17 protein-coding genes and 1 pseudogene are annotated in these 19,558 nt (G+C 55.6%); 4 read left to right on the forward strand and 14 right to left on the reverse strand.

From position 1 onward, the window contains the following. Window positions 1-7 precede the first annotated feature (7 nt). The gene (locus LN050_11025; protein UFS56245.1) at window positions 8-1,333 is read left to right on the forward strand and encodes a DUF3426 domain-containing protein; all 1,326 of its coding nucleotides are present in this window, start codon (window positions 8-10) and stop codon (window positions 1,331-1,333) included. Window positions 1,334-1,530: 197 nt separating this feature from the next. Here the strand turns inward: LN050_11025 and LN050_11030 are convergent, their stop codons facing one another. From LN050_11030 to ccsA, 6 genes are all read right to left on the reverse strand, one after another. Next, window positions 1,531-2,046, reverse strand: a complete 516-nt coding sequence (locus LN050_11030; protein ID UFS56246.1) for a histone H1-like repetitive region-containing protein — start codon at window positions 2,044-2,046, stop codon at window positions 1,531-1,533. 191 nt (window positions 2,047-2,237) lie between these two features. Beyond that, on the reverse strand, window positions 2,238-3,440 hold the full coding sequence (locus tag LN050_11035; GenBank protein UFS56247.1) for a ribonucleotide-diphosphate reductase subunit beta: 1,203 nt from the start codon (window positions 3,438-3,440) through the stop codon (window positions 2,238-2,240). Window positions 3,441-3,642: 202 nt separating this feature from the next. Continuing rightward, entirely contained in the window at window positions 3,643-6,555 is a 2,913-nt protein-coding gene (locus LN050_11040) for a ribonucleoside-diphosphate reductase subunit alpha (protein UFS56248.1), read from the reverse strand. Between the two features lie 242 nt (window positions 6,556-6,797). Beyond that, window positions 6,798-7,409, reverse strand: a complete 612-nt coding sequence (gene ampD / locus LN050_11045) for a 1,6-anhydro-N-acetylmuramyl-L-alanine amidase AmpD (GenBank protein UFS56249.1) — start codon at window positions 7,407-7,409, stop codon at window positions 6,798-6,800. Further along, complete coding sequence (locus tag LN050_11050; protein ID UFS56250.1) at window positions 7,406-7,660, reverse strand: hypothetical protein; 255 nt, start codon at window positions 7,658-7,660, stop codon at window positions 7,406-7,408. Before LN050_11050 ends, ampD begins: the two co-directional genes overlap by 4 nt. Window positions 7,661-7,664: 4 nt before the next feature. Next, window positions 7,665-8,456 (reverse strand): cytochrome c biogenesis protein CcsA, encoded by a 792-nt coding sequence (gene ccsA / locus LN050_11055; GenBank protein UFS56251.1) that lies wholly within the window; start codon window positions 8,454-8,456, stop codon window positions 7,665-7,667. Window positions 8,457-8,505: 49 nt separating this feature from the next. On the opposite strand from ccsA, the gene ffh reads away from it, so the two are divergent. Next, window positions 8,506-9,876, forward strand: a complete 1,371-nt coding sequence (ffh, locus tag LN050_11060) for a signal recognition particle protein (protein ID UFS56252.1) — start codon at window positions 8,506-8,508, stop codon at window positions 9,874-9,876. Between the two features lie 32 nt (window positions 9,877-9,908). On the opposite strand, the gene miaB is transcribed toward ffh, so the two are convergent. The 4 genes and pseudogenes from miaB to LN050_11080 all read right to left on the reverse strand — a co-directional run bounded on the left by miaB (window position 9,909) and on the right by LN050_11080 (window position 13,649). After that, window positions 9,909-11,243 (reverse strand): tRNA (N6-isopentenyl adenosine(37)-C2)-methylthiotransferase MiaB, encoded by a 1,335-nt coding sequence (gene miaB, locus LN050_11065; protein ID UFS56253.1) that lies wholly within the window; start codon window positions 11,241-11,243, stop codon window positions 9,909-9,911. Between the two features lie 168 nt (window positions 11,244-11,411). Then, entirely contained in the window at window positions 11,412-12,287 is an 876-nt protein-coding gene (locus tag LN050_11070; GenBank protein UFS56254.1) for a hypothetical protein, read from the reverse strand. After that, window positions 12,280-12,699, reverse strand: coding sequence for an adenosylmethionine decarboxylase (gene speD / locus LN050_11075; GenBank protein UFS56255.1), 420 nt, complete (start codon window positions 12,697-12,699; stop codon window positions 12,280-12,282). Before speD ends, LN050_11070 begins: the two co-directional genes overlap by 8 nt. 102 nt (window positions 12,700-12,801) lie before the next feature. Beyond that, window positions 12,802-13,649 (reverse strand): annotated as a pseudogene (locus LN050_11080) (MurR/RpiR family transcriptional regulator). Between the two features lie 102 nt (window positions 13,650-13,751). Between LN050_11080 and tal the strand changes: the two are divergent. Next, a complete protein-coding gene (tal, locus tag LN050_11085) occupies window positions 13,752-14,720 on the forward strand; it encodes a transaldolase (protein UFS56256.1) in 969 nt (322 codons plus the stop codon). Between the two features lie 160 nt (window positions 14,721-14,880). Here the strand turns inward: tal and groL are convergent, their stop codons facing one another. Together groL and LN050_11095 are read right to left on the reverse strand one after the other, a co-directional pair. Beyond that, entirely contained in the window at window positions 14,881-16,536 is a 1,656-nt protein-coding gene (gene groL / locus LN050_11090) for a chaperonin GroEL (GenBank protein ID UFS56257.1), read from the reverse strand. Between the two features lie 63 nt (window positions 16,537-16,599). Then, entirely contained in the window at window positions 16,600-16,890 is a 291-nt protein-coding gene (locus LN050_11095) for a co-chaperone GroES (protein ID UFS56258.1), read from the reverse strand. Between the two features lie 477 nt (window positions 16,891-17,367). Here LN050_11095 and LN050_11100 point away from each other — a divergent pair, with 477 nt between their 5' ends. Further along, on the forward strand, window positions 17,368-17,790 hold the full coding sequence (locus LN050_11100) for a polymer-forming cytoskeletal protein (protein ID UFS56259.1): 423 nt from the start codon (window positions 17,368-17,370) through the stop codon (window positions 17,788-17,790). 100 nt (window positions 17,791-17,890) lie between these two features. On the opposite strand, the gene LN050_11105 is transcribed toward LN050_11100, so the two are convergent. Both LN050_11105 and LN050_11110 read right to left on the reverse strand, forming a co-directional pair. Continuing rightward, window positions 17,891-19,201: a citrate synthase gene (locus LN050_11105; GenBank protein UFS56260.1), complete on the reverse strand. Its 1,311-nt coding sequence runs from the start codon at window positions 19,199-19,201 to the stop codon at window positions 17,891-17,893. 51 nt (window positions 19,202-19,252) lie between these two features. Then, on the reverse strand, window positions 19,253-19,501 hold the full coding sequence (locus tag LN050_11110; GenBank protein UFS57399.1) for a succinate dehydrogenase assembly factor 2: 249 nt from the start codon (window positions 19,499-19,501) through the stop codon (window positions 19,253-19,255). Window positions 19,502-19,558 lie beyond the last annotated feature (57 nt).

The raw sequence follows: 19,558 nt of genomic DNA on the forward strand, positions 1-19,558 counted from the left end.
CCAAGCCATGTTCGAAGACAACCGCTCACCTGTTCAACTCAGCACCCAATGCCCACATTGTCAAACGCCACTACAAGCTGATGTAGGGGCCTTGCAGCGCTCAAAAGGCTGGGCAAGATGTGGTCGTTGTCACTATTTGTTTGATGCGGTGGCGCACACCGGCATACCAACACTGGCCCCCGTGAGCAGTGGCTTTGCAGACGACACACCGACCGCCACGCCCCAGGCGCCCGGTATGCGTCAGGCGGTGGCGCAGGTACCAGACGGTATTGCACCAGAGCCTGTTGGCAAAGCGCCCATGCAAGATGAGTCTGCAGCCTTTGTGACGCAGCCCGCAGATAGCTTTGACACCCAGTCTGAGCCCGCGTCAGAGCTTGAACCAGAGCCCGAGCAAGAGCCCGAGCAAGAGCCCGAGCAAGAGCCCGAGCATGACGTTGCAGCGCCGGTCGAAACACCAGGCACTGGGCTGGCGGAACCGGTTGCGGTGATTGGGTCTGAGCCTGTCGCAGCTGGCGATGTGTCAAAAGCCTCTTACGCGTTACCAGAGGTGCCCAGCAGCTGGCAGGCTTTGTCGCAGGCTTTGGATGACGCCATTCCCGCCAAGCAGGCCGCGCGCAGCGAAGCGGTCGTTGAAGATGCCAACCTGTCTGAGCCCCAGCTGGAAGGGCAGGCCGTTGGTGACAGCGATGTCAGCGAGTCTTTGCCGCCGTTGTCTGACCAGGCCGCACAAGACACGCCCGCCACCATCCAGTCTGATCAGGATTTGCTGGGTGCGCCTGTGGCTGCGCCAGAACTGGTAGCCGAGCCTGCACCATCTCATGTGGGCAGCGACCCGGCTTCAGATCAGGACGACCGGGCCAGCACTGGTGTGCGCTGGGTGTTCTTGCTGGCGGCGTTTGTGTTGTTGCTGTTACTTGGTGCGCAGCTGACGTATTTTCAACGTGACTGGTTGGTTGCGCGCATGCCCCAGTTGCAGCCTGTTGCACAGCAGATTTGTCAGCGTATGGGTTGCACGATTGAGCCAGTGCAGGACATGAGCCAAATGCGCATATTGTCATCATCGGTGATGCGTTTGCACAGCGGTGAATTGCAGCTGGACATCACACTTGAGAACAAGGGTGAGCTGCAGCTGGCGGTTCCCAACATTGATGTGTTGCTAACCGATGGCACCGATCAGGTCTTCATGACACACCAGGTGAGGCCTGCAGATTGGCCCCAAGTGCTTGAGCGCTTAGACGCCAATAGTCGCTATCCCGTAACCGTGCGTTGGTCAACCAATGACAAGGATGCGGTGCGTATGGTGGGTTACCGCACACAGCTGTCTTACGACTAGCGGTGGCTAGGGTGGCGCAGCGCACCCTTTGTACAAGTCGCAGACGTGAAAAAGCCCAAAGCAGCCAGCTGCTTTGGGCTTTTTACTGTGACCGCCAACTACTAGCTTGTAACCTTACGGCTTGGCTGAGGTTGGGAACGGCCATGCCGCTTGTGGTGTCAAGGTTGTCTTGGCCACAGCAGCAGGTTTTTTAGCCGTTACTTTTTTTTTGCAGCAGGCTTGGCGGCTGCTTTTTTGGCAACTGCTTTTTTAGCTACTGGCTTCTTGGCAACGGCCTTTTTTGCAGCAGGCTTAGCGGCTGCTTTTTTAGCAACGACTTTCTTGGCAACTGCTTTTTTGGCTGCTGGCTTCTTGGCAACGGCTTTTTTGGCAACAACTTTTTTGGCTACTGGCTTTTTGGCTACAGCTTTCTTGGCTACAGCTTTCTTGGCTACAACCTTTTTGGCCGCAACTTTTTTGGCTGCTGGCTTTTTGGCTACAGCTTTCTTGGCTACAACCTTTTTGGCCGCAACTTTTTTAGCTGCTGGCTTCTTGGCGGCAGCTTTCTTTGCTACTGGCTTTTTAGCGGCAACCTTCTTGGCTGCTACCTTTTTTACCGGTGCTTTCTTCGCTGCTGGCTTTTTAGCCGCCACTACCTTTTTCACGACGGCTTTTTTAGCCGGAGCTTTCTTTGCTACGGCCTTTTTAGCCGGTGCTTTTTTTGCAGTTGCCATGATTTTCTCCTTATTGGATTTTCAAATTACGCCTGGCGTGTAGTTGGCTACGCTAGGCGATTCAGAGGTATTACCTGCACTCCGTACTGTGTGCGGGGTGCGGGTGACACCAACGAATGCTGCGACAAAGCCCACCACTGCGCCGAATGGCACAGTGATGGGCTTTGACATGTAGGCTTCATGTGAATGGGTTAGTCCCAGGACAGAGCGCCACCGGTCTGGTACTCGATCACACGAGTCTCAAAGAAGTTACGTTCTTTTTTCAAGTCAATCATTTCGCTCATCCAAGGGAAGGGGTTTTCTTCATTTGGGAACAAAGCCTCCAAGCCAATTTGTTGAGCACGTCGGTTCGCAATGTAGCGCAAGTAGCCTTTAAACATCGATGCATTCAAGCCCAACACGCCACGCGGCATGGTGTCTTCTGCATAGCGATACTCTAACTCAACTGCCTGCAAAAATAACGCCTTGATTTCGTCTTTGAATTCAGCAGTCCACAAATGTGGGTTTTCAAGCTTGATTTGGTTGATAACGTCGATGCCGAAATTGCAGTGCATGGACTCATCACGCAGTATGTACTGGTATTGCTCTGCAGCACCGGTCATCTTGTTTTGGCGGCCAAGCGCCAAAATCTGCGTAAAGCCAACGTAGAAGAACATGCCTTCCATCAGGCACGCAAACACAATCAATGACTTGAGCAAGTCCTGGTCTGTTTCAACAGTGCCGGTCTTGAAGTGTGGGTCACACAGCTTGTCGATAAACGGAATGAGGAATTGATCCTTGGCACGGATTGATTCGACTTCGTTGTAGGCGTTGAAGATCTCGGCTTCGTCCAGGCCCAGCGATTCGGTAATGTATTGGTAGGCGTGTGTATGAATGGCTTCTTCAAACGCTTGACGCAATAAAAACTGGCGGCATTCAGGCGCGGTGATGTGGCGGTAGCTGCCCAGCACGATGTTGTTGGCAGCCAGTGAGTCGGCTGTTACAAAGAAGCCCAGGTTGCGCTTGATGAGGCGACGCTCGTCGTCTGTCAGGCCGTTGGGGTCTTTCCACAACGCGATGTCACGGGTCATGTTGACCTCTTGTGGCATCCAGTGGTTGGCACATGTGGCCAGGTATTTTTCCCACGCCCATTTGTATTTGAACGGCACCAACTGGTTGACGTCGGTCTTGCCGTTGATGATGCGCTTGTCTGATGCCTTGACGCGTGCGGTGCTGGTGGCACTCATGGTGTGCGCAGCCGAAGCGTTGGCGGTGGTTGCACCCATGGCTTGCGCGTTGGGTGCAGAGGCAGTCGTGCTGTTGGCAGCGTTAAAAGCTGCTGAGGCGGCAGACGCTTGGTCTGCGGTGGCCTGTGTTTGGTTCACGGTGTTGGAGTCGTTATCCCAAGTCAACATAGTTGTGTGTTTCCGGTTTGTTGAATTATCAAAGCGAGTGTTAAAAACGCCAAGCGAATCAGTTGAATTAATGCATGCGGTGTTGTGTGCATACATCACACATACGTCAACTGATTGTGCTGTGCGTCTTTGGTTCTCGCTGAGTGCTTCGTAAAAGTTAGAGGGCTTGTGTGGTTAAGTTGCGTGTCTTGTCAGGCAGCACTTATTGGCAAGCCTCGCAGCCTGGATCATCAATGGCACAAAATTTCACATCGGTTGCAGCCACTGCTGGCTCAGCCGCTGGTGCTGCTGCGGCGCTTGCGCCTACCGGGCCAGACTCGTTGGACACAGCGTTGTGTGAGCCACTGCTGCGACCGGTTGATTTTTCAATGCCGGTAGCAGCCATGGTGCGAAGGTAGTAGGTGGTCTTGAGGCCACGCAACCACGCGAGTTTGTAGGTTTCGTCCAGTTTCTTGCCAGATGCACCAGCCATGTAAATGTTCAGTGACTGTGCCTGGTCAATCCACTTTTGACGACGCGCACCAGCTTCAACCAACCACTTGGTATCGACCTCAAATGCGGTGGCGTACAGCTCTTTGATGTCGTCTGGGATGCGGTCAATTTGACGCAGTGAGCCGTCAAAGTGCTTCAAGTCCATGACCATGACGTCGTCCCACAATCCGAGGCGCTTCAGGTCGCGCACCAGGTAGCTGTTGACGACTGTGAACTCGCCAGACAAGTTGGACTTCACCGACAAGTTGCCAAAGCAAGGTTCAATTGAGGCGTCTACGCCAATGATGTTGGAGATGGTGGCTGTTGGCGCAATGGCCACACAGTTGGAGTTGCGCATGCCGTCGGTTTTGATCTTGGTGCGCAGGCTGTCCCAGTCCAACGTGCTGGAGCGGTCAACCTCCACGTAGCCGCCGCGTGCTTGCGCCAGCAGGTCAATGGAGTCGATTGGCAAAATGCCCTGGTCCCACAGTGAGCCCGCGTAGGAGGAGTAGCGTCCGCGCTCTTTGGCCAGCTCGCTTGAAGCGAAGTAGGCGTTGTAGCAAACCGCTTCCATGGCACGGTCTGCAAATTCCACGGCCGCTTGTGAGCCGTAGGCGGTGCGCATTTCGTACAGGCTGTCTTGAAAGCCCATGATGCCCAAGCCCACTGGGCGGTGACGCAGGTTGGAGTCGCGCGCTTTTTTGACGGCGTAGTAGTTGATGTCAATCACGTTGTCCAGCATGCGCATGGCAATGGTGATGGTTTGCTTGAGCTTGTCGTGGTCCAGCTCTTTGCCGTTGGCACCGTCCTTGAGGTGGCGCGACAAGTTCACAGAGCCCAAGTTACACACAGCGGTTTCGGTGTCGCTGGTGTTGAGCGTGATCTCTGTACACAGGTTGCTGGAGTGCACCACGCCGCAGTGTTGTTGTGGTGAACGTACGTTACAAGCGTCCTTGAAGGTGATCCATGGGTGGCCGGTTTCGAACAGCATGGTCAGCATCTTGCGCCACAGGTCCGTCGCTTCAACGCGGCGGTAGTGTGTGATTTCGCCGGTATCGGCCTTGGCTTCGTAGGCCACGTAAGCCTTCTCGAATGCGGCGCCAAACAAGTCGTGCAAGTCTTCGGTGTCAGCCGGTGAGAACAGTGTCCACTGGCCTTTTTCCATCACGCGGCGCATGAACAGGTCTGGAATCCAGTTGGCGGTGTTCATGTCGTGCGTACGGCGGCGATCGTCACCGGTGTTTTTACGCAGCTCTACAAACTCTTCCACGTCCAGGTGCCATGTCTCCAGGTAGGTACACACCGCGCCTTTGCGCTTGCCGCCCTGGTTCACGGCCACTGCTGTGTCGTTGACCACTTTCAGGAATGGCACAACGCCTTGTGACTCACCGTTGGTGCCCTTGATGTGCGAGCCCAGTGCGCGTACGCGCGTCCAGTCGTTGCCCAAGCCGCCTGCAAATTTGGACAGCAGCGCGTTTTCCTTGATGGACTCGTAAATGCCGTCCAGGTCGTCTGGCACGGTGGTGAGGTAGCAAGATGACAACTGGCTGCGCAAAGTGCCGCTGTTGAACAGCGTGGGCGTGCTGGACATAAAGTCGAAGCTGGACAGTATGTTGTAGAACTCGATAGCACGCGCTTCACGGTCTACTTCGTTCAGGCTCAAGCCCATGGCTACGCGCATGAAGAATGCCTGTGGCAATTCAATGCGCTGCTTGCGGATGTGCAGGAAGTAGCGGTCGTAAAGCGTTTGCATGCCCAGGTAGTCAAACTGCATGTCGCGCTCAGGCTTCAAGGCTGCGCCCAAACGCGCCAAGTCAAACTGGCCCAGCTTCTCGTCCAGCAGTTCGGCCTTGATGCCTTTTTTGATGAAGCCGGGGAAGTAGTCGGCGTAAGAGGCGTTGAGCTCGGTTTGCGTAACAGGCTTGCCCAATACCTCTTTGGCTATGGTTTGCAGCAACAGGCGTGCTGTGGCGTAGGTGTAGTCGGGGTCTTTTTCGATCAGCGTGCGAGCGGCCAGAATGGAAGCCTTTTGCACCTCGTCCAACGGCACACCGTCGTACAGGTTGCGAACTGTCTCGTTAAAGATGGGGTCTGGCTTTACGTCCGAGCTCAAGCCTTCACATGCGGCTTCAATGTTGTGGCGCAAGGCGTCCATGTCCAGCGGCATGCGCTTGCCGTTATCGGTGACGTGCAAACGATCGGCTTCTGGCGCTTGCTCGACTTGCTCTTTGGAGTTGGCGCGCTCTTGCGTGCGGCGCTCACGGTACAACACGTAGGCGCGAGCAACCTCATGGTGGCCGCCGCGCATCAGGCCCAGCTCAACCTGGTCTTGAATATCTTCAATGTGGAAGGTGCCACCAGCTGGGCGTGAGCGCAGCAACGCCTTGACAACGCCTTGGGTGAGTTCGTCTACGGTTTCACGAACGCTGGCAGATGCAGCACCCTGTGTGCCGTGTACGGCCAAAAAGGCCTTCATCATGGCAACCGCCACCTTGTTTGGCAGAAAAGGCACTACCGCGCCGTTGCGGCGAATGATCTGGTAGTGGCTAAACGCGTTGGCGTCGCTCAAGCGTGGGGTGGTTAGGTCGTCGTTGTAGGCAGACTGGCCCTGGGTTGACGGTGCTACAGCGGTATCTGTGTGCATGTTGTATCTCTATGTAGGTTGCGAATCGGTTGTTTTGCGAGTACCGAGGCAAGACCTTGACGCGCGGGTTGCGCAAGGCTTGGCAGTCACTCAGCAGGATGTCCACCCTGTGTTCGCTAGGCAATTTACGAACAGACCCACACTATAGCTAGTGTTTGTGACTGGTTCAAGACACTAGGGGTAGTGTTACCAACTTTATTTTTGTCAAGTGGTAAATACGACTACTTTTGACAACTGATTCGTCATTGGCCATCAATTGGTGGCCAGTGAAGCGCCTGGGCGCTCGCCCCCAGGGAGTTCTGAAAGTGGTCCCATTCAAAGCCTGCGCCGGGGTCTTTTTTGCGTCCTGGCGCGATGTGTTCGTGGCCAGCAAATCCTTCAATCTCTGGAAAAGACCCTAATAGGTCCAGGCTTAATTGGGTCAATGCGCGGTATTGGGCTTGTTCAAAAACACCACCTTCCAGACCCTCCAGCTCTATGCCAATGGAAAAGTCGTTGCAGTCGCTGGTGTGACGCCAACTAGACTGTCCAGCGTGCCAGGCACGGTCTGATACCGATACAAACTGGGTGATGTCCCCGGTTCTTGCGATGACAAAGTGACTGGACACCTGCGCGCCGCGAATGCTTTGAAAGTAGGGGTGTGCGTCCCAATCAAGGCGATTGGTAAACAGCTGCTCAATGCAACCGTTGCCAAACTCCCCCGGGGGCAGACTGATAGAGTGCAGCACCACCAGGCGGATCTTGGCCAAGCTCGGGCGCGGCCCGAAGTTGGGTGAAGGCAGGTGTCTTGCGCGGGTGAGCCAGCCGCGCTGCCAGGCGTCGCCGCTGTGGCTGGGTGTTGCAGGCCGGCTCAATGTTTTGCGCGGTCACCGCTTAATTGGCAGTGCGCTTTGCTGCAGTAGACGCCCAGCTGGCCATGCACCACGTCGCGGGCATCGGTGTGGGTGCCGCAGTGGCTGCACGCCACCATGGGTAAAGCCGCTAGGGCTTTGGTGGGTGTCGATGGTTTTTTGGCGGCGGGCGGTGGCCTCACGCCGGTACGGTCTTTGCGAAAAAGCCACACGCCGAACATGACGACAGCAGCAACGAGTAACAACTTCAACATAGATTTAGGCGCGGGCCAGTAAAACTTCCAAGACAAAGCGCGAACCCACGTAGCCCATTAGCAACAGCCCTGCGCCCACATACAACACGCGTGCAGCCGTTTTGCCACGCCAGCCCAGGCGCCAGCGCGCCACAAGCAAACCACCAATGGTCAGCCAAGCCAACACAGAAAACACGGTTTTATGGTCCAGACGCCAGCTGACACCATATACAGACTCGGTAAAACTCAAGCCCGCCAGTAAACTGGCTGTGAGCAAGACAAAGCCCGCGCCCACAAACTGAAACATCAAGCGCTCTAGCGCCAGCAAAGGGATGTGGTCATCGGGCGCTTGGGCGTGACGAATGGCAAATTCTGTGCGCTTGACCAGCCATGCATGAAACACGGCCACTGCAATCAGGCCATAAGAGGCCAGACCCAAGGCCCAGTGAATGGGCAGCCACACCGAGTGTGCACTGGGGTGCGCCTCGCCTGGAAACAACACCGCCAAGCTCACCGCCACCGCGCCCAAAGCAGACAATACCCATCGCGCACGCAGTTTGGGTTGCAGTTGTGTCTCAATGCCGTAAATGGTGGATACCAACCAGGCCGTCACGCTGATGGCGACTGCAAATCCAAAATGATTTGGGTTGCTCCACCAGTAAGCCATCAGCGCCAGGCCGTGCAGGGCCCAGGTGAGCGCAAAAAGCCATTTGGCCATTTGCGTGCCCAAACGCTGGTGTGCCGCTGCCACAACCAAGTAGCCAGCAGCAGCCGCGCCAGACGAGGCGAGAAATAAAGGGCTGACCGGTAGAATCATAGGCAACAGTTTAACGCTGCCGCACACTTAACGTTTAGAGAATCAAGCTATGGCCTCCGCCTTATCAGACCGCCTATCGCGCATAGTTAAAACCATGCGTGGCCAAGCCCGCATCACCGAGAGCAACGTGGCCGACATGCTGCGCGAGGTCCGCATGGCGCTGCTAGAGGCCGACGTGGCCTTGCCAGTCGTGCGCGACTTTATTGCACAGGTCAAAGAAAAAGCCCTGGGCGAGGCGGTGGTGGGCTCACTCACGCCTGGCCAAGCGCTGGTGGGCGTGGTGAACAAAGAACTGGTGGCCTTGATGGCCGGTGACGATGGGGTCAGCGGTGGCTTGAATCTTGCCGCCCAGCCACCCGCCGTGGTGTTGATGGCGGGCTTGCAAGGTGCGGGTAAAACCACCACCACGGCCAAGTTGGCCAAGCATTTGGTGAGCAAGCAAAAAAAGAAGGTCTTAACGGTCAGCGGCGACGTGTACCGTCCAGCCGCCATTGAGCAGCTCAAAACCGTCACCGCCCAAGCCGGCGCTGAGTGGTTCCCGAGTACGCCAGACCAAAAGCCACTGGATATTGCCAATGCCGCGCTGGACTATGCGCGCAAGCACTACTTTGATGTGTTGCTGGTGGATACCGCCGGACGCCTGGCTATTGATGAGTTGCTGATGAGCGAGATCAAAAGCTTGCACGCTGCGCTCAACCCTGTAGAGACCCTGTTTGTGGTGGATGCCATGCAGGGTCAAGACGCGGTGAACACTGCGAAAGCCTTTAAAGAAGCATTGCCCTTGACAGGTATTGTGCTCACCAAAACCGATGGCGACTCGCGCGGCGGTGCGGCCTTGTCTGTGCGCCATGTGACCGGCGTGCCCATCAAGTTTGCCGGCGTTAGCGAAAAGATAGATGGCCTGGAAGTGTTTGACCCTGAGCGCCATGCACAACGTGTGCTGGGCATGGGCGATATTGTGGCCCTGGTTGAGCAAGTCACCTCTGGTGTTGACATGGACGCGGCGCAAAAGCTGGCCACCAAAGTCAAGAGTGGCGCGGGCTTTGACCTTAACGACTTTCTGGACCAGCTCCGTCAAATGAAAAACATGGGAGGCCTGGCCGGCCTGATGGACAAGTTGCCCGGTCAAATGGCCGCCAAAGCGGGCGACATGGACATGGACAAGGTTGAGCGCGACCTGCGCCGCAAAGAAGGCATTGTGTGCAGCATGACCTTAAAAGAGCGCAGCAAGCCAGAGCTCATCAAAGCCACCCGCAAGCGCCGCATCGCCGCCGGTGCCGGCGTTCAAGTGCAAGACGTCAACCGTTTGCTCAAGGAGTTTGAGCAAATGCAAGGCATGATGAAAAAAATGAAGGGCGGCGGCATGATGAAGATGATCAAGCGCATGGGCGGTATGCGCGGTATGCCGGGTATGGGCTGAGGTGAGGGCGCGTCTCGCCGCTCAGCTCAACTTCACTTCAGTACCAACTCACCCCGTAGCGAATGCGGCAGCGCTTGCGTGATGGTGACATCCAGCATTTGCCCTTTCAGGCGCTCGGGGTTTGGACCTGCTGGAAAGTTGACGATGCGGTTGCACTCCGTGCGCCCCATGTATTCGGTGGCATCTTTTCTTGATGGGCCTTCTACCAAAATGCGTTGCACGGTGTTTTCACGTGTGGCGCTGATGGCGCGCACGTTTTCTTCAATGGTGGCTTGCAAGTGCTGCAAGCGTTTGAGCTTGACCGCGTGTGGTGTCTCGTCAGGCAAGTTGGCGGCTGGCGTGCCTGGGCGTGGGCTGTAAATAAAGCTAAAGCTGGTGTCAAAGCCTACGTCTGTGATGAGCTTCATGAGCTTGGCAAAGTCTTCTTCAGTCTCACCCGGGAAGCCCACAATAAAGTCTGAACTCATGGCAATGTCTGGGCGAATAGCGCGCAGTTTGCGCACGGTGCTCTTGAATTCCAAAGCGGTGTAGCCGCGCTTCATGGCGGCCAAAATGCGGTCGCTGCCATGTTGCACAGGCAAGTGCAGATGGTTGACCAATTGCGGCACGCGCTCGTAGACATCCACCAGGCGCTGCGTGAACTCTTTGGGGTGGCTGGTGGTAAAGCGTATGCGTTCAACGCCTGGCAGGGCAGCGACATATTCAATGAGCAAGGCAAAGTCGGCAATCTCGGCGGTGTCGCCCATAACGCCTCTGTAAGCGTTGACGTTTTGTCCCAGCAGGGTGATTTCCTTTACGCCTTGCTCGGTCAGGCCAGCCACTTCGGCCAGCACGTCGTCAAACGGGCGAGAGACCTCTTCGCCACGCGTGTAAGGCACCACGCAGTAGCTGCAGTATTTGGAGCAGCCTTCCATGATGGACACAAAGGCGCTGGCGCCCTCGACCTTGGCCGGTGGCAAGTGGTCAAACTTTTCAATCTCGGGGAAGCTGATATCGACTTGCGGTTTGTTGGCACGCTCGCGCTCGTTGAGCATGTCTGGCAAGCGGTGCAGCGTTTGCGGGCCAAACACCACGTCTACAAAAGGCGCGCGCGCGATGATGGCCTCACCTTCTTGACTGGCTACGCAGCCGCCCACGCCTATGAGTACGCCTTTTTTCTTGAGGTGTTTGACGCGGCCCAGGTCACTAAATACTTTTTCCTGTGCTTTTTCGCGCACCGAGCAGGTGTTGAACAAAATCAAATCTGCTTCTTCCACATCTGTCGTGGGCTCGTAGCCTTGGGCAGCTCCCAAAACGTCGCTCATTTTGTCTGAGTCGTATTCGTTCATTTGGCAGCCAAATGTTTTGATAAAGACTTTTTTGCTCATGGTGTGTGCTCAGTGTGTGCAAGCCTTGACCATTGCTGCGCACTACAAATCCGGTGGGATGTAGCCAGGCATGTCAACAGTCGGCGTTGCGTGGTGTAGATCCAGTGGCCGACCAGCGCTGGTGCGCTGTGGGTGTCTATTGTATGTGCGCTGGCGGCAACAGGCTGCTCACCCGGTAGGCATTAGCCACTTCTTTTGCCAGTTGGGCAGGGCGAAAGACGCTTGGTGCACTTGTGCGTTGTAGTGCTTGCCCTCAAAGCCTTTGACGGGTTTGCGCAAAGACACCCCATCCCGGCTGTAGAGAAAAAACCCAAAGTCGGCGCCAGGGTACAAGGGGATGTTGGTGTGATAAACGTCTATGTGAGGCAACAGTCTGGTGCGCTGCATCACTGTCAACAAGTTGTCGCCATCGCCGCTGACCTCTTGCAAAAAGTCGCCACCGCGCGTTGACAAGTAAATGCTGTCCGAGTCCAGAATCACGCCTGTGTCCGACACCAGTGAGACAACCTGGGTTAAAAACTGCTCGGTGAATAGGCACGACGAGGGGCCCACGGGCTCGGTGAGGTCTAACACGATGAGGTCGTAACGCTTGCCGTCTTTGGCAGCATGGCTCACAAAGTTGGCGGCGTTGTCAATGATGAGTTCGACGCGCGGGTCGTTGTAATCGCCATTAACAGCCAAATACGCTTGTGCCAAGTCCACCACACGCCTGTCGATTTCGACCATGGTGACGCTTGTGACGAAGTCGTGTTTGAGGCTTTCGCGCAGTATGCCGCCTTCGCCCCCGCCTATGATGAGAACGCTGGCGTCTTTACGTTCGCGCCCCAGCAGCGGCACGTGTACGGCCATCTCGTGGTAGATGAATTCGTCGGCCTGACTGGCCTGGATGTAGCCGTCCAGCACCAGCAAGCGTCCGAAGGATTGGTGGTCGTATATTTCGACAAGCTGGTATGGGCTTTGCTCTGAATGCAGCAGCTTCAAATCCAGTGATGTGGTGATGCCGTGGCCGTCAGAGCGTTCGTGCCACCATTTGAGTTCATTCATGCACGTGGCCTCTCAATATTTCCTGTACCGTGACGCGCTCTGCTTCAAAGGCGTCGCGCAGGATATCAACGCATACCAATGGGTCTGTGTCGCCACACATAAACACATCAAAGGCTGCGTAACGGTTTTCAGGCCATGTGTGTACCGATATATGGCTTTCGGCCAGCAGGGCCACGCCGCTCACGCCATCGGGTTTGAAGCGATGCAGGTGTATGTGCAGCAGCGTTGCGCGCGCTGCTTCAACGCAGTGGCGCATGGTGGACTCTATAAAAGCTGCGTCGCCCAAATGTGTTGCACCGTGTAAGTCGATTAACAGGTGAATGCCCGCGTAGCGTTTGCCATCGCGCACGACAAAGTAATCTTTTTGCGGCAATGCCGTACCGCTTTTTGTCGCTTGATCTGTTAAATCCATCTTGCTCCAGTCTTTTTAGCAAGTGGCTAAACAGCCTAGTTTAAGAGCATATGCTTTTATGGGGCTTGGACGCTGTGCCCAGCCGCTTAAATCATTGCCGTTTCAGGCGTAGCGTTTGGAGCGCAAATTCTGTTTCATGTCTTTGAGCTTGGGCAGCAGCTGTGCGCTGTCCAGGCGCAGTGCGACCAGTGTGGCCAGCACATCCACCACGGTGAGGTGTAGCAGGCGCGAGGTCATGGGGCTGTATTTGTCAAAGCCCTCTGGGTGGTCGGCTGCTAAGTGGATATGAGCGGCGCTAGCCAGGGGTGAGCCGCTGCAGGTGATGGCGATGGTGGTGGCGCCGTGCTTGCGGGCAATGTCAGTGGCGTCCATCAGGTCTCGCGTGCGCCCAGAGTTGGAAATGACCACCAAGCAGTCACCGGGGCCCATCATGGATGCGCTCATGACTTGCATATGGCCGTCGCTGTAAGACACGGTAGACACGCCCAAGCGGAAGAACTTGTGTTGCGCGTCCAGCGCCACAATGCCCGAGTTGCCGGCACCGAAAAACTCAATGCGCTTGCCCAGTACACAGGTGTTGAGCAGGGCTGCAGCCGCTTTTTCTATGGCGTGGGTAGAGGCGTCGTTGCGGTACTTTAAAAACGCAGCCACGTTGTTATCAATGACCTTGACCAGGACGTCGCCGACTTTGTCGTCTAGGTCAACGCTGCGGTGTATGAAGGGCACGCCTTCACTAACGGTGCCCGCGAGCTTGAGCTTGAAGTCACTAAGCCCGTCGTAACCCATGCTGCGACAAAAGCGCACCACAGTGGGCTGCTCACATGGGCGCGCTCTGCGAGCTCTGTGACTGGCAGGCTGGCAAAGGCGCGCGGGTCCAGGAGTACGAGTTTGCCTACGCGTTGCTCAGCGGGGGCCAGTGAGGGGAGGGAGGCGGTAATGCGGTCTAACATACGGGACACTCGTGTGACGATGCGGTTTAAAATGGGTACCGCATGAACTCCATGTAATGTAACTTTATTTCATTTCGCACGCAATATTGAGGCACCGCCCAGATGAACCAACTAGACGCATTAAAGCAATACACCACCGTGGTCGCTGACACGGGTGACTTTGCACAATTGGCTGCTTTTGCACCACAAGATGCCACCACCAATCCGTCGTTGATTCTCAAAGCGGTGCAAATGCCTGCCTACCAGCCATTGCTGGCCGAGGTGGCCGCCAGCGTGAAGGCCAAGGGCATCACCGACAAGCAACAGGCAGGTGAGGCGGTGATGGACGCTTTGCTGGTGCGCTTTGGTTGCGAAATTTTGAAGCATGTGCCGGGGCGTGTGTCTACAGAGGTGGATGCGCGTTTGAGTTTTGACACGGCCGCTACAGTGGCCAAAGGCCGTCAGCTGGTTGCCTTGTACAACGCACAAGGCATAGACAACAAACGCTTGCTGATTAAAGTGGCTTCAACCTGGGAAGGCATTCAGGCTGCAGCCCAGCTGGAGGCCACAGGCATTAAAACCAACCTCACCTTGTTGTTTTCATTTGCGCAAGCCGTTGCCTGTGCCAATGCTGGTGTACAGCTGATTTCGCCGTTTGTGGGGCGTATTTACGACTGGTACAAGAAACAGGCGGGTGCGGCTTGGGACGAAGCCGCTATGGCCGGTGTCAACGACCCGGGTGTGGCCTCTGTAACCCGTATTTACCGCTACTACAAGCGCCATGGCATTGCCACCGAGGTCATGGGCGCCAGCTTTAGAAACGTGGGACAAATCAAAGCCCTGGCGGGGTGTGACCTGCTCACCATCAGCCCAGACCTGCTGACCCAGCTGCAAGCCAGCGAAGAAGCCTTGCCGCGTTTGCTAGACCCGGCCGATCAGGCCAGTGCCGATGATTTGTTGCAGCTCAACGAAGCGACCTTCCGCTTGATGCACAACGAAGACGCCATGGCCTCAGACAAGTTGAGCGAGGGTATCAGGGCTTTTGTAAAAGACACCCACACGCTAGAGGCTTTGATTGCGCCGTTGGTGTAATTTCACAAGTCATACCTGTGCACTGGCGCGTGGCGCGCCAGCTTTGCTGGGGCCATGTTCATTGCAGCAGCGGCTACTCGCGTTAATGTGCCAGGCGTAAAAAAGCCCCGCAAGGCGTAAACCTTGCGGGGCTTTTGAGTGCGCGAGGGGCGCGGGCTTGTTACATGCCCATGCCGCCCATACCACCCATGCCGCCCATGCCACCCATGTCGCCGCCGCCCATGGCTGGACCGTCGTCTTTAGGAGACTCGGACACCATGCACTCGGTGGTCAACATCAAAGAGGCCACTGATGCAGCGTTTTGCAAGGCAGTACGTGTCACTTTCGTTGGGTCCAAAATACCCATTTCGATCATGTCGCCGTAGGTATCGTTGGCTGCGTTGAAGCCGTAGTTACCCTTGCCGCCCATCACGTTGTTGATCACAACTGAAGGCTCGCCACCAGCGTTGGCTACGATTTCACGCAAAGGCGCTTCGATGGCCTTGAGCACCAGCTTGATACCAGCGTCTTGGTCAGCGTTGTCGCCCTTGATTTCGCCAGCGTTTTGACGAGCGCGCAACAATGCCACGCCACCGCCAGAAACCACACCTTCTTCAACAGCTGCGCGCGTGGCGTGCAACGCGTCTTCAACGCGGGCTTTCTTTTCCTTCATTTCGACTTCGGTAGCTGCGCCAACCTTGATCACGGCAACACCGCCGGCCAGCTTGGCCACGCGCTCTTGCAGCTTTTCACGGTCGTAGTCGCTAGAGGCTTCTTCGATCTGGATGCGCACTTGCTTCACGCGGGCTTCGATGTCGCCTGCGTCGCCTGCACCGTCGATGATGATGGTGTGCTCTTTGCCCACTTCAACGCGCTTGGCTTGACCCAAGTCGGCCAAAGTCACTTTCTCAAGTGTCAGGCCAACTTCTTCAGCAATCACCTTGCCGCCAGTCAAAATGGCGATGTCTTCCAGCATGGCCTTGCGACGGTCACCAAAGCCTGGAGCCTTGACAGCTACAACCTTCAAAATGCCGCGAATGGTGTTCACCACCAATGTCGCCAATGCTTCGCCATCTACATCTTCAGCGATGATCAGCAGTGGGCGGCTTGACTTGGCAACTTGCTCCAATGTAGGCAACAGGTCACGGATGTTGGAGATCTTTTTGTCGCACAACAGGATGTACGGATCTTCCAAAATCGCAGACTGCTTCTCTGGGCTGTTGACAAAGTAGGGTGACAGGTAGCCACGGTCAAACTGCATGCCTTCAACAACGTCCAGCTCGTTTTGCAGTGACTTGCCGTCTTCAACGGTGATCACGCCTTCCTTGCCCACTTTGTCCATGGCTTCAGCAATGATCTGACCGATAGACTCGTCAGAGTTGGCAGAAATGGTGCCGACTTGAGCGATTTCCTTGTTGGTGGTCGTGGCCTTGCTGGTCTTTTTCAGCTCTTCGATCAGGCGGGCTACCGCTTTGTCGATACCGCGCTTCAAGTCCATGGGGTTCATACCGGCTGCAACGTACTTCATGCCTTCACGCACGATAGATTGTGTCAACACGGTTGCAGTGGTGGTGCCGTCGCCAGCGTTGTCGCTGGTGCGTGAGGCAACTTCTTTCACCATCTGTGCACCCATGTTTTGCAGCTTGTCTTTGAGTTCAATCTCTTTAGCCACGGACACGCCGTCTTTGGTCACGGTAGGGGCGCCGAATGAGCGCTCCAACACCACATTGCGGCCCTTTGGGCCCAATGTCACTTTGACCGCATTGGCCAAAATGTTCACGCCTTCAACCATGCGTGCGCGGGCTTCGCCGCCGAATATGACGTCTTTTGCTGCCATTGTTATCTCTCCAAAAATTTAAAAATCTGTTTAACGGTCTTGCTGTTGGGCGTGGTGTAAGGCTTAGGCCTGTACCACTGCAAACAAGTCGTCTTCTTTCATGACCAACAGCTCTTCGCCGTCAACCTTGACGGTTTGGCCGCTGTACTTGCCGAACAATACTTTGTCGCCTACGGCAACTGACATGGCTGATAGCTCGCCCTTGTCGTTCTTTTTGCCTGGGCCTACAGCCAGTACTTCACCTTGGTCGGGCTTTTCGGCCGCGTTATCAGGAATCAAGATGCCAGAGGCAGTCTTGGTTTCGTTTTCAACACGCTTAACGATCACGCGATCGGCTAAAGGACGTAGTTTCATTGCATCTCCTAGATAGAACTACACAGTTTCAAAAAACAAACAAAACAGCCGTGCTGGGCACGACTAGACGGCTTGATTGGTTGCATCGGCGCCAAGCGTTGGGTTGACCCAGTGCGCCATTGTTAGCACTCAATGCCATCGAGTGCTAATGATAAGGGCAGTCTTGCTGTTTTCAAGGGGGCGGTGCAGATAAACCTGATGACTTCTGGCAAGTATCTTTTAACACTACCAATACGGTAATATTTATAATTTAAGTATTTAAAAGAGCACTTTTTAATGCTCAGTAAGTGAATAAATGTAGCTATTTTGTGTATAAATAGTGCTGTCACGACAAGCTGCTAACAGCGATGTTTACCCAATAAACCATGCACGAAAAGGACCGCCATGAGCAAGACAACTTACACCTATGCCGCCCGCACCCCACAAGTGGTCCAATCATGTCTGTCCTGGTTGAGGTCCTTGAAAGTGGCCAAGCCCATGTCTATCAACCGAAACAATCTGGCGTTGTGCTCATTGGTAGGCCGCAACCTCACCATCAACGGCGATATGTGGGTAGACGATTTTGGCTTGCGCATTGACGGTCATGTTGTGGGCAACGTCAACGCAGAGCATGGTTTGGTCATGGTAGGCGCAGGTGGCAGTGTCATGGGTAGCATTCGCGCTGCACGCATCATCGTGGCTGGCAAGGTTGTGGGCAATCTCATTGCCAGTGACATCGTTGAATGCAGCGCAACCGCACAAGTGCAGGGTCACGCGCATTCAGCAGGCCTCTTAATCCACGCTGGTGCCATTGTGCGCGGCACCATGGCGGCTATAGACGCCAAGCCATCCATTGCGCTGGCGCAGGCCTCGGCAAACGACGACAAGCATGAGGCCGTGCGGCAGCGCGCGGTTGGTTAACGCGTGGTGCATCCCATACGCAACAAAGCCACCTGGCCTGTTGGGGCGAGGTGGCTTTGTTGTGTGAGCGCCCGCTGCTAGGCGCTGCAAACAGCTGCTATCAACGTTTGTCCAATGGCATAACGTTGCGAACTTCTGAGCCGGTGAACAACTGACGTGGACGGCCGATTTTGTATTCGGGGTCGCCAATCATTTCGTTGAGCTGCGCAATCCAGCCAGAGGTGCGGGCCAAGGCAAAGATGCCCGTGAACAGGTTTACTGGAATACCAATGGCGCGCTGCACGATGCCTGAGTAGAAGTCAACGTTGGGGTACAACTTGCGCTGCACAAAGTAGTCGTCTTCCAAGGCAATTTTCTCAACCGCCATGGCGAGCTTGAACAAGGGGTCGTTTTCCAGGCCCAGTTCTTCCAGCACTTCTTTGCAGGTTTCCTGCATCAGTTTGGCGCGCGGGTCGTAGTTTTTGTACACGCGGTGGCCAAAGCCCATCAAGCGCACGCCTGAGTTTTTGTCTTTGACTTGCTCCATGAATTCGCCTACTTTTTCCAGGCCGCCCATGCGCTGAATGTCTTCCAGCATGTTCAAGCATGCTTCGTTGGCGCCGCCATGTGCAGGGCCCCACAAACACGCCACGCCAGCAGCAATGGCTGCGAATGGGTTGGTGCCAGACGAGCCACACAAACGCACCGTAGAGGTGGAAGCGTTTTGCTCGTGGTCAGCATGCAGGATGAAAATGCGGTCAAGCGCACGCTCCAGCACGGGGCTGACTTTGTACTCTTCGCATGGCGTGGCAAACATCATGTGCAAGAAGTTACCGGCGTAGCTCAGTGAGTTCTTGGGGTAGATGTAAGGCTGGCCAATTTTGTATTTGTAGGCCATAGCCACCAGGGTTGGCATCTTGGCGATCAGGCGAATAGCCGCAATGTGGCGGTGCTCAGGGTTGGTGATGTCGGTGCTGTCGTGGTAGAAGGCTGACAAGCCGCCCACCAGGCCGGTTAGCACGGCCATGGGGTGGGCGTCACGGCGGAAACCGCGCAGGAAAAACTGCATCTGGTCGTTCACCATGGTGTGGCTGGTGACCAGGCGGTCGAAATCTTTTTTCTGTTGCGCGTTGGGCAGCTCGCCGTTGAGCAACAGGTGGCATGTGTCCAGGTAGTCACACTGCGTGGCCAGCTGCTCAATGGGGTAGCCGCGGTAACGCAGCTCGCCTTTGTCGCCGTCGATGTAGGTGATGGCGGACTGGCATGAAGCGGTGGACAGGAAACCGGGGTCGTAGGTGAACATGCCTGTTTGCCCATACAACTTGCGAATGTCAATGACGTCTGGGCCAACGGAGCCGGTATAAACAGGCAGCTCAATGCTGGGGCTGCCGTTGCTGAATGACATCGTGGCTTTGTTGTCAGATAAATTCATGACGCGGATTCCTTAAAAATATCGAATAAAAGTGAGTGTCACCCCGGCGCGCTACGCCGTTTGGGGTTTGGCTCTGATGAGCTTGAGCAAGTCGGTCACGGCGGCGGTGGCCAGCTCACCCTCAGGCTCTTTGCGCACCAATAGCAGGTCTAGCAAGTCGTTGTCAGACAAGTCCATTAAGGCATTCATCGCTTGTGCCTGGCTGACAGTGAAGCCCGCCTGGTAAGTTTTGAAAAAGCGCTCAATGAACAAGTCGTTTTCCAGCAGGCCACGCCTGCAACGCCACTTGAGCTTGCTCATGGCGCGCTCGTCCAAAAGCGCGTGCAAGGGCTGTTCTGTGGTGTTGTTGTGTGTGGT

It is taken from the genome of Comamonadaceae bacterium M7527, from assembly GCA_021044545.1.
In the GTDB taxonomy this organism is placed as follows: domain Bacteria; phylum Pseudomonadota; class Gammaproteobacteria; order Burkholderiales; family Burkholderiaceae_C; genus RS62.

Coding starts and splice junctions, on each gene's coding strand:
- LN050_11025 (UFS56245.1), top strand. CDS start 8: ATGTTCGAAGACAACCGCTCACCTGTTCAACTCAGCACCCAATGCCCA.
- LN050_11070 (UFS56254.1), bottom strand. CDS start 12,287: ATGAATGAACTCAAATGGTGGCACGAACGCTCTGACGGCCACGGCATC.
- LN050_11105 (UFS56260.1), bottom strand. CDS start 19,201: ATGAATTTATCTGACAACAAAGCCACGATGTCATTCAGCAACGGCAGC.
- LN050_11030 (UFS56246.1), bottom strand. CDS start 2,046: ATGGCAACTGCAAAAAAAGCACCGGCTAAAAAGGCCGTAGCAAAGAAA.
- ffh (UFS56252.1), top strand. CDS start 8,506: ATGGCCTCCGCCTTATCAGACCGCCTATCGCGCATAGTTAAAACCATG.
- speD (UFS56255.1), bottom strand. CDS start 12,699: ATGGATTTAACAGATCAAGCGACAAAAAGCGGTACGGCATTGCCGCAA.
- tal (UFS56256.1), top strand. CDS start 13,752: ATGAACCAACTAGACGCATTAAAGCAATACACCACCGTGGTCGCTGAC.
- miaB (UFS56253.1), bottom strand. CDS start 11,243: ATGAGCAAAAAAGTCTTTATCAAAACATTTGGCTGCCAAATGAACGAA.
- LN050_11100 (UFS56259.1), top strand. CDS start 17,368: ATGTCTATCAACCGAAACAATCTGGCGTTGTGCTCATTGGTAGGCCGC.
- LN050_11050 (UFS56250.1), bottom strand. CDS start 7,660: ATGTTGAAGTTGTTACTCGTTGCTGCTGTCGTCATGTTCGGCGTGTGG.
- LN050_11095 (UFS56258.1), bottom strand. CDS start 16,890: ATGAAACTACGTCCTTTAGCCGATCGCGTGATCGTTAAGCGTGTTGAA.
- LN050_11110 (UFS57399.1), bottom strand. CDS start 19,501: ATGAGCAAGCTCAAGTGGCGTTGCAGGCGTGGCCTGCTGGAAAACGAC.
- LN050_11035 (UFS56247.1), bottom strand. CDS start 3,440: ATGTTGACTTGGGATAACGACTCCAACACCGTGAACCAAACACAGGCC.
- ccsA (UFS56251.1), bottom strand. CDS start 8,456: ATGATTCTACCGGTCAGCCCTTTATTTCTCGCCTCGTCTGGCGCGGCT.
- LN050_11040 (UFS56248.1), bottom strand. CDS start 6,555: ATGCACACAGATACCGCTGTAGCACCGTCAACCCAGGGCCAGTCTGCC.
- groL (UFS56257.1), bottom strand. CDS start 16,536: ATGGCAGCAAAAGACGTCATATTCGGCGGCGAAGCCCGCGCACGCATG.